Source organism: Acinetobacter sp. ABJ-A23_2 (assembly GCF_044538765.1).
GTDB lineage: Bacteria > Pseudomonadota > Gammaproteobacteria > Pseudomonadales > Moraxellaceae > Acinetobacter > Acinetobacter nosocomialis_A.
Genome location: NZ_JBIUCP010000078.1, coordinates 1 through 8,762 on the forward strand (window position 1 = coordinate 1; position 8,762 = coordinate 8,762).

Annotated in this window: 9 protein-coding genes; 5 read left to right on the plus strand and 4 right to left on the minus strand. The window is 39.8% G+C overall.

What is annotated here, in order from left to right:
* Positions 1-35: 35 nt before the first annotated feature.
* From ACH63V_RS17420 to ACH63V_RS17435, 4 genes are all read right to left on the minus strand, one after another.
* Positions 36-596, minus strand: coding sequence for a hypothetical protein (locus tag ACH63V_RS17420; RefSeq protein WP_396464224.1), 561 nt, complete (start codon positions 594-596; stop codon positions 36-38).
* A 90-nt stretch (positions 597-686) separates the two neighbouring features.
* Positions 687-1,547: a pirin family protein gene (locus ACH63V_RS17425; protein WP_396464225.1), complete on the minus strand. Its 861-nt coding sequence runs from the start codon at positions 1,545-1,547 to the stop codon at positions 687-689.
* Between the two features lie 170 nt (positions 1,548-1,717).
* Positions 1,718-2,170 (minus strand): protoporphyrinogen oxidase HemJ, encoded by a 453-nt coding sequence (gene hemJ / locus ACH63V_RS17430; protein WP_396464226.1) that lies wholly within the window; start codon positions 2,168-2,170, stop codon positions 1,718-1,720.
* A gap of 18 nt (positions 2,171-2,188) precedes the next feature.
* Complete coding sequence (locus tag ACH63V_RS17435) at positions 2,189-3,418, minus strand: beta-ketoacyl-ACP synthase II (protein ID WP_004738399.1); 1,230 nt, start codon at positions 3,416-3,418, stop codon at positions 2,189-2,191.
* A 296-nt stretch (positions 3,419-3,714) separates the two neighbouring features.
* Between ACH63V_RS17435 and ACH63V_RS17440 the strand changes: the two genes are divergently transcribed.
* The 5 genes from ACH63V_RS17440 to ACH63V_RS17460 form a co-directional block, all read left to right on the plus strand.
* Positions 3,715-5,031, plus strand: coding sequence for an EcsC family protein (locus ACH63V_RS17440; protein ID WP_311070444.1), 1,317 nt, complete (start codon positions 3,715-3,717; stop codon positions 5,029-5,031).
* 200 nt (positions 5,032-5,231) lie between these two features.
* Entirely contained in the window at positions 5,232-5,606 is a 375-nt protein-coding gene (rpsL, locus tag ACH63V_RS17445; protein WP_002050319.1) for a 30S ribosomal protein S12, read from the plus strand.
* A 159-nt stretch (positions 5,607-5,765) separates the two neighbouring features.
* On the plus strand, positions 5,766-6,236 hold the full coding sequence (rpsG, locus tag ACH63V_RS17450; RefSeq protein ID WP_001138055.1) for a 30S ribosomal protein S7: 471 nt from the start codon (positions 5,766-5,768) through the stop codon (positions 6,234-6,236).
* A 178-nt stretch (positions 6,237-6,414) separates the two neighbouring features.
* Entirely contained in the window at positions 6,415-8,553 is a 2,139-nt protein-coding gene (gene fusA / locus ACH63V_RS17455) for an elongation factor G (protein ID WP_263613080.1), read from the plus strand.
* 94 nt (positions 8,554-8,647) lie between these two features.
* Positions 8,648-8,762, plus strand: a 115-nt coding sequence (locus tag ACH63V_RS17460) for a GTP-binding protein (protein ID WP_041172161.1), incomplete at its 3' end; no start/stop codon positions are given.

Genomic DNA, 8,762 nt, shown 5'->3' on the forward strand with positions numbered 1-8,762 from the left:
AAAAAATTACGTAGAAGACGATCTTGATTATTTAGTTACAAATCAAAGTGAGGTGAACAAATAATATTTGGCAGTTTACCTGAGCAGATATCTCTAGCAATTTCTCCTTGCTGCTCAATATTATAAGAGCTAAAAGCTTTCTGAGGATGGTAAGTGTATTTATATGGGTTGTAATATTTAAAACTCAGATAGTAGGCCGTTTGCAGTAAGGCACCTTTTAGTAGTACATGAATACCTCGTTGGTATTGCATGACATGAGCCAACTCATGAATAAAAATGCCTTGAATGAATTTAGATTCTAGCGCGTAATTACTACTGTAGTCAGAAATGTTGACATAAATATTTCCATTTGGCGCCATCAAAATTCCATGAGATTGCCAAGGTAAGTAACGAGTAGCAATAATTTTAGGTCGTTCGCAATCTAGCAAATCCCCAAACACCCTTTGCGCCAAAACCTTTTCTTCAGGCGTAAGAAATCGAATTGGATAGCTTTTTAAGTGACGAAAAATAAAAAGGGTGAAAATAATAAATTGTCGATATATGACAAGTTTAAAAGCGTTGAGAGTGAACATAGTTTTGCTAGTAAATAAGTTCATCTATTGATTTGTAGCATAACATACATCAACTATGTTGAAAGACAGACACAAATAACTGTCATTCGTTTATCATGCGGCAGTTAGGCTGTTTTACTTGGTAAATCTTCCATTTTTAATATCATCATAGGCTTGTAAGATATCATCATAAGTATTCATTACAAATGGACCATGACCATTAATCGGTTCTGTGATGGGTTGTCCTGTCAGAATAAGTAATTTACAACTTTGCAGGGCAGTAATGGAGAAATGCTCTCCTTGATTTGACATGACTGCTAGGCCTTGTTCCTCTAAAACTTCTTCATCTTTTTGAAATTGTGCCCGACCTGAACGTAAATAAACTAAAGCTGTTTCACCAGATTGAGCAGGGAAGGTGGCTTGCTGACCTGTATGGAGCTCTACATCCAAAACAGTAATAGGGGTGTGGGTAAGTGCGGGGCCCATAACATGGTTAAATTGCCCTGCAATAATACGTACAAATCCAGCTTCATTTTCCAGTTTCACCACTGGTATTTCAGCTTTCTTTAAACTTTGATAGCGAGGGGAGTTCATTTTATCTGCTGCTGGTAAATTGACCCAAAGCTGAATCATTTCAAAAGCACCACCAGATCGAGAAAACTCTTCACTAAACAATTCCCGATGAATCACACCAGAGGCTGCGGTCATCCATTGCACATCGCCAGCACTTATAAACCCACCTCCACCCGATGAGTCTTTGTGTTCCAGTTCACCTGCATAAACAAGTGTTACCGTTTCGAATCCACGATGAGGATGATCATTAACTCCTCTACGTTTTATAGAGGGTGCAATTTTTCCGGGACCCAAATGGTCGAGTAGTAAGAAGGGTGAGAGGGTGTTGCCTAACTCATGGTAGGAAAAAACAGAAAGAACTGGATAAAAATCACCGACCGCAAAGCGAGTATCGTTACGATGAATAAAAGCCAGACTTTTCATGCTTTATCCTTTCTGTTGATTGAATTTATAAAAAAGATCAGATGTTTTTATAAGAATGTATTAAGGCTGGTGTAAAAGTCTTTTGCTCTGAATAATAAATTATGAATAGGTTAGGTCAGTAAAATGCATAAGAGAAGGAGATGAGAGTCCTAGATAATAAAAAACCCCAGTTAAAACTGAGGTTTTACAACAACTAAAATCACAACAGCAAATAAAATTAAGGTTGGCATTTCATTGAAGAAGCGCCAGAACTTATGTGATTTATAGTGAGCATTTCCAATAAGCTTTTTGCGATAGTAACCACAAACAAAATGGTAAACCACTAATAAAGCCACTAATCCAACTTTTAAATAGAACCAAGTGGCTTCATGGTAATGTCGAGTTGCATCGCCCCACTCTACAAGAAAGTGTGCGGTAATTAATGTGGCAATCATAGATGGCCACATAATACCTCGATACAACTTACGTTCCATCACTTCAAAGCGTTGATGAGTTGCCGCATCATCACTCATTGCATGGTAAACATAAAGACGTGGTAAGTAGAACAAAGCAGCGAACCAACAAACCACAGCAATAATATGTAATGCTTTTACCCACAAAAAAGCATCAGAAGGTGCATCCATTGTTAATCCTAGGTGGGATTATGCATCCCACTTCTTGAAAATTAGGCAAGCGTTTACACCGCCAAAGCCAAAACTGTTACTCATTACAGTATTCAATTTTGCATCACGTTTTTCAAGCACAATATCAAAGCCTTCAGTACCTTCATCAAGCTCAGTCACGTTAATGTTTGGAGCAATAAAGTCATTTTGAAGCATTAATACAGAGTAAATTGCTTCATGAACACCCGCAGCACCTAAGCTGTGACCAGTCATAGATTTAGTTGAGCTTAAAGGTGGTACTTTACCTTCACCAAAAGCACGTTCCATTGCTTTAAGTTCAGTCACGTCACCAGCTGGTGTAGAAGTACCGTGTGTATTTACATAGTCAATTTTTTCTACGCCGTGTTGTTTAGCTTCTTCAAGAGCCATCAAGATACAACGAGTCGCACCTTCACCGCTTGGAGCAACCATGTCTGCACCGTCACTGTTCGCAGCATAAGCAACAACTTCAGCAAGAATTTTTGCACCACGTGCTTGAGCGTGTTCAAGAGATTCAAGAACAACGAAACCGCCACCACCAGCAATAACGAAACCGTCACGGTCTTTTGAATATGGACGAGATGCAGTTTCAGGTGTGTCGTTATATTTAGAACATAAAGCACCCATAGCATCAAACAATAAGCTTTGAGACCAATGATCTTCTTCACCACCACCAGCAAGCATAAGATCTTGTTTGCCTAATGCGATAAGGTTATATGCATAACCAATTGCATCTGCAGAAGTTGCACAAGCACTTGCGATTGAGTGAGCAATACCTTGAAGTTTAAATGCAACACCAACGTTTGCAGTAATTGTGTTCGTCATGTTACGTGGAACGAAGAAAGGTCCAACTTTACGAGCGCCTTTAGTTTCTAAAAGCTCAGTCATTTCTACAACAGAAGCAGTTGAACCACCACCTGAACCGCCAGCAATACCATAACGTGGATTATCTGCTAAATCTTCTGCTTTTAAGCCAGCATGCTCAACAGCGGCAACAGCAGAGTTATAAGCGTACATTGCACATACGCCCATGAATCGTTTTAATTTACGATCAATATTGTCAAAATCTTGTTCTGCAGCAGCGCTGACATGACTCTTAAAATTGAGTTCAGCATAAGTTGGGTTAAAACGTGTCCCGGAGATTCCATTTTGAAGTGAGTGAGTAACTGCTTCTAAAGAGTTACCGATACATGAGTTAATACCCATACCAGTGATTACAACACGTTTCATCTACAGGTCCCTTTATGGTGATATTTAAAGTCTATGAACATGAGCAGCTATTAAATGATAGGAGAATATAGCTGTAAGAACATTAGACATATGTTTTCGTTGTTACCATGATAGCAGAAAGGTTTTTTATTTCTTATGGCAAATCTTTATGTCAATTTTGCATTTAAAAAAAATAACCAAATACATAGTATGTTGCATTTAGGGTTAACTAAAATACACACATTCAAGTTGAGATAAATCCACATTCCACCTAGTATTTATCTCTAATTAGATAAATTAAAAAATCGAGGTACTGGATGACAAAATTTAATAATAATCAATCTGACAATTTGTTTTCTCAGGTCTTCGGAGTGGCTAAAAAGCTCAGTTCTACTGGTTTAAACATCTTGCAGCAAAGCCAAATAGGTGAGGTTAGTAAGTTAGTTGAGCCACTTGCAAGTGGTAAAACAGTAGAAGGTAATGCTAGAAGTAAAAGTCCGTTTGAAGTGGAACAGTATGAAAGTCCACAACAAATGTTACGTGAACATTTACCTAAAGTTACTCGTCAGGTGTTTGGCCGTCATTTTAGAAAGGTCAATGGTATTGCGACATTTATTTCGCCTGACTGGAATGAAAAAATATCGAGCTATTTATTTGATTGGCTAAATGACTTTAGTTCAAAAAGTACGCTGACTGAAAAAATCTTAGAAGAGGCGGGTGCAAAAGACCTATTTGAGCTGACTAAAGACACTTCACGTTCACAACGTTTAAGTCAGGCTTTAATTGAACAAAATAAACTAATTGCAAGTATTCAAGGTGCGATTACTGGTGTATCGGGTATGGTTGGTGCAGCCATAGACATTCCAGTTTCTTTAGTATTGGTTTTAAGAACAATTTATCAAACAGGCAGATCACACGGTTTTGATTTAACTGAAGCCACTGACCAAGACGTCGTTGAATTTATTTTTAAAGAAGTTGATATCAGCCTGATTGCAGAGAAGCAGACGGTGCTTTTAGCACTTAAAGCTTTACGTAATATGTTAGAGACACAAGATATTCAACAGTTTCAACAAGTACTTGGGTCTTCAAATGATATTGAGACTTTAAAAAGCTGGTTAGTCGATGAAAATGGTGAGTTTAAATGGAGCTGGTTAAATAAAGTTCCACAACTTGCTGCGGTGGGTAAGTTTACTCCAGTGGCAGGTGCAGTACTTAGTGCTGTTTATAGCTGGAAGTTACAAGAAGATGTAGGTCATAAAGCACAAGCTATTTTTGGTGCAGCACGACATTATTTAAATGAGCACCCAAGTGAACATTTATCACCATTACAAGCTTATTATGCTGCGGTAACTCTCATTCAAAAGGCGAGTCCTCGTCTGTTAAATGTTGGAGAAAATGGCAGTGTTCATGCAGCGCAACATCATAAAATTGAAAATCATGATGTAATTTCAAAAGTATCTGTTGTGGTTAAGTCGAATACTTCTGAAAAAAGTGAAGAAAAAGTGCAAGAAAATGTTCATCAAGGTATCGAACAGCTTGCAGAAAAACATGTCGTCGAGCATGAGCACAGTGAACAAAAACCAGCATTAGAAATTGAAAATGATGATGTTGTAGAGGATCAGAAGTACTCTTAACAATACAATTACAAAGATAGGGTTTGAAAATTAAGTTTCAGCCTTATTTAAATTTGTAAATCATCCTGTCAAACATTGATATGGTCAACATTTGGTAAGTATTGCCATGTTGACCATTTTTGCATCTTGGCTTACAATTATGTGCCCTTAAAAAGAGGTGTTTTCTTTTTAAGGTTTTTTAATAACGGGAGAATTGCCATATGGCAACAACGAATCAGTTGATCCGTAAGGGTCGTACGACTTTGGTTGAAAAATCCAAAGTTCCTGCGTTGAAGGCTTGTCCACAACGTCGTGGTGTTTGTACACGTGTTTATACAACTACACCTAAAAAACCTAACTCAGCTATGCGTAAGGTTTGCCGTGTTCGCTTAACTTCAGGTTTTGAAGTATCTAGCTACATCGGTGGTGAAGGTCATAACTTACAAGAGCACAGTGTTGTTCTTATCCGTGGTGGTCGTGTTAAAGACTTACCAGGTGTACGTTACCATACCGTTCGTGGTTCTTTGGACTGTGCTGGTGTTAAAGATCGTAATCAATCACGTTCTAAATACGGTACTAAGCGTCCTAAGAAGTAATTCTAGGAAACTAGTCTAAAAGCCCTTTAGCGTTTCGCTTGTTTGAATTCTTCATAGATTTGTAATTCAAGCGACGTATAGTAAGGCCAGCGTCGTGTACATGACACTTGTACAAACTGCTGGATTATCCTGAAGTGTCATATTATTAGGTGTATTAAAATGCCAAGACGTCGCGTAGTCGCTGCTCGTGAGATCCTTCCAGATCCAAAATTTAGCAGCCAAACAATCGCTAAATTCATGAACCACGTAATGCAAGATGGTAAAAAATCTATTGCTGAAAGTATCGTTTACGGTGCTTTAGAACGCGTTCAAGAAAAAAACAAAGTAGACCCAGTTGAATTTTTCGAGACTACTCTTGAGAAAGTTCGTCCTATGGTCGAAGTAAAAGCACGCCGTGTTGGTGGTGCTACTTATCAAGTACCTATGGAAGTACGCCCATCCCGTCGTACTGCCTTAGCAATGCGTTGGTTAGTAGATGCTGCTGCTAAGCGTTCTGAAAAAACTATGGCTTTACGTCTTGCTGGCGAGTTGCTTGATGCAGCTGAAGGCAAAGGTGCCGCGATCAAAAAACGTGAAGACGTGCATCGTATGGCAGAAGCTAACAAAGCCTTCTCTCACTACCGTTTCTAAGCGGATAAAACAGTCCCTAATCAGGAGAATACTCATGCATACAGTAGCTAGATTCAACATCGCTCTCTATCAAAGTGGGGGCTTTGCGGGTATTTAAGTTGCCCCGTTTGAGTATTCGTGCGCATCAATTTAATTGATGCGCCCTGTTTTAAAGATAACATTTAGGAATGTAGACATCATGGCTCGCCAAACCCCAATTACTCGTTACCGTAACATCGGTATCTCTGCGCACATTGACGCAGGTAAAACAACTACAACTGAACGTATTTTGTTCTACACAGGTGTATCTCACAAAATTGGTGAAGTACACGACGGTGCAGCAACAATGGACTGGATGGAACAAGAGCAAGAGCGTGGTATTACAATTACCTCTGCTGCTACAACTTGTTTCTGGTCTGGTATGGCTAACCAATTCCAACAACACCGTATCAACGTAATTGATACACCGGGACACGTAGACTTCACAATCGAAGTTGAACGTTCTATGCGTGTTCTTGACGGTGCGTGCATGGTTTACTGTGCAGTTGGTGGTGTACAGCCTCAGTCTGAAACTGTATGGCGTCAAGCAAACAAATATAAAGTGCCTCGTTTAGCATTCGTGAACAAGATGGACCGTACTGGTGCAAACTTCTTCCGTGTTGTTGAACAAATGAAAACACGTTTGGGCGGTAACCCTGTGCCAATCGTTGTGCCAATCGGTGCTGAAGACACATTCCAAGGTGTTGTTGACCTTATCGAAATGAAGGCAATCATCTGGGATGAAGCTTCTCAAGGTATGAAGTTTGAATACGGTGATATTCCTGCTGACCTAGTTGATACTGCTCAAGAATGGCGTACTAACATGGTTGAAGCAGCTGCTGAAGCTTCTGAAGAATTAATGGACAAGTACCTAGAAGAAGGTGATCTTTCTAAAGAAGACATCATCGCTGGTTTACGTGCTCGTACATTAGCTTCTGAAATTCAAGTAATGCTTTGTGGTTCTGCGTTCAAAAACAAAGGTGTTCAACGTATGTTGGACGCTGTAATTGAATTCTTACCATCACCTACAGAAGTTAAAGCGATCGAAGGTATCCTTGACGACAAAGACGAAACTAAAGCGTCTCGTGAAGCATCTGACGAAGCTCCGTTCTCTGCGCTTGCGTTCAAAATCATGAACGACAAATTCGTAGGTAACTTAACATTCGTACGTGTTTACTCTGGTGTTCTTAAACAAGGTGATCCGGTTTATAACCCAGTTAAATCTAAGCGTGAACGTATCGGCCGTATCGTGCAAATGCACGCGAACGAGCGTCAAGATCTTGAAGAAATCCGTGCAGGTGATATCGCAGCGTGTGTAGGTCTTAAAGACGTTACAACTGGTGATACATTATGTGATGAGAAAAACATCATTACTCTTGAGCGTATGGAATTCCCAGAGCCAGTAATTTCATTGGCTGTTGAACCAAAAACTAAAGCAGACCAAGAAAAAATGTCTATCGCTTTAGGTCGTTTGGCGAAAGAAGATCCATCGTTCCGTGTACGTACTGATGAAGAATCTGGTCAAACAATTATTGCTGGTATGGGTGAGCTTCACCTTGACATCATCGTTGACCGTATGAAGCGTGAATTCGGTGTTGAAGCGAATATCGGTAAACCAATGGTTGCTTATCGTGAAACGATTAAGAAAACTGTTGAGCAAGAAGGTAAATTCGTACGTCAAACTGGTGGTAAAGGTAAATTCGGTCACGTATATGTTCGTTTAGAACCGCTTGACGTTGAAGCTGCTGGTAAAGAATACGAATTCGCTGAAGAAGTTGTTGGTGGTGTAGTACCTAAAGAATTCTTCGGTGCAGTTGATAAAGGTATTCAAGAACGTATGAAGAATGGTGTCTTGGCTGGTTACCCAGTTGTAGGCGTTAAAGCTGTTCTTTTCGACGGTTCTTACCACGATGTCGACTCTGACGAATTATCGTTCAAAATGGCTGGTTCTTATGCCTTCCGTGATGGTTTCATGAAAGCGGATCCTATCCTTCTTGAACCTATCATGAAAGTTGAAGTTGAGACTCCAGAAGACTACATGGGCGATATCATGGGTGACTTAAACCGTCGTCGTGGTATGGTTCAAGGTATGGACGATCTTCCTGGTGGAACAAAAGCAATTAAAGCAGAAGTTCCTCTTGCTGAGATGTTTGGTTACGCGACTCAAATGCGTTCTATGTCTCAAGGTCGTGCGACTTACTCAATGGAATTTGCTAAATATGCTGAAACTCCACGTAACGTGGCTGAAGGCATCATTGCTAAATTCCAAGCTGGCGGTAAAAAAGGTGACGACGAGTAATCTTTCGATTACTATAAGCCCTAACTAATTCTTAGTTGAAAACCAAGTGCTCATGGGGTGACCCTCCATGAGTAGTTAATAAAGGAAGATCATCATGGCTAAAGCCAAGTTTGAACGTAATAAACCACACGTAAACGTGGGTACAATCGGTCACGTTGACCATGGTAAAACAACTTTAACTGCTGCGATTGCAACTATTTGTGCAAAAA

Coding starts and splice junctions, on each gene's coding strand:
- ACH63V_RS17420 (WP_396464224.1), bottom strand. CDS start 596: ATGAACTTATTTACTAGCAAAACTATGTTCACTCTCAACGCTTTTAAA.
- ACH63V_RS17425 (WP_396464225.1), bottom strand. CDS start 1,547: ATGAAAAGTCTGGCTTTTATTCATCGTAACGATACTCGCTTTGCGGTC.
- hemJ (WP_396464226.1), bottom strand. CDS start 2,170: ATGGATGCACCTTCTGATGCTTTTTTGTGGGTAAAAGCATTACATATT.
- ACH63V_RS17435 (WP_004738399.1), bottom strand. CDS start 3,418: ATGAAACGTGTTGTAATCACTGGTATGGGTATTAACTCATGTATCGGT.
- ACH63V_RS17440 (WP_311070444.1), top strand. CDS start 3,715: ATGACAAAATTTAATAATAATCAATCTGACAATTTGTTTTCTCAGGTC.
- rpsL (WP_002050319.1), top strand. CDS start 5,232: ATGGCAACAACGAATCAGTTGATCCGTAAGGGTCGTACGACTTTGGTT.
- rpsG (WP_001138055.1), top strand. CDS start 5,766: ATGCCAAGACGTCGCGTAGTCGCTGCTCGTGAGATCCTTCCAGATCCA.
- fusA (WP_263613080.1), top strand. CDS start 6,415: ATGGCTCGCCAAACCCCAATTACTCGTTACCGTAACATCGGTATCTCT.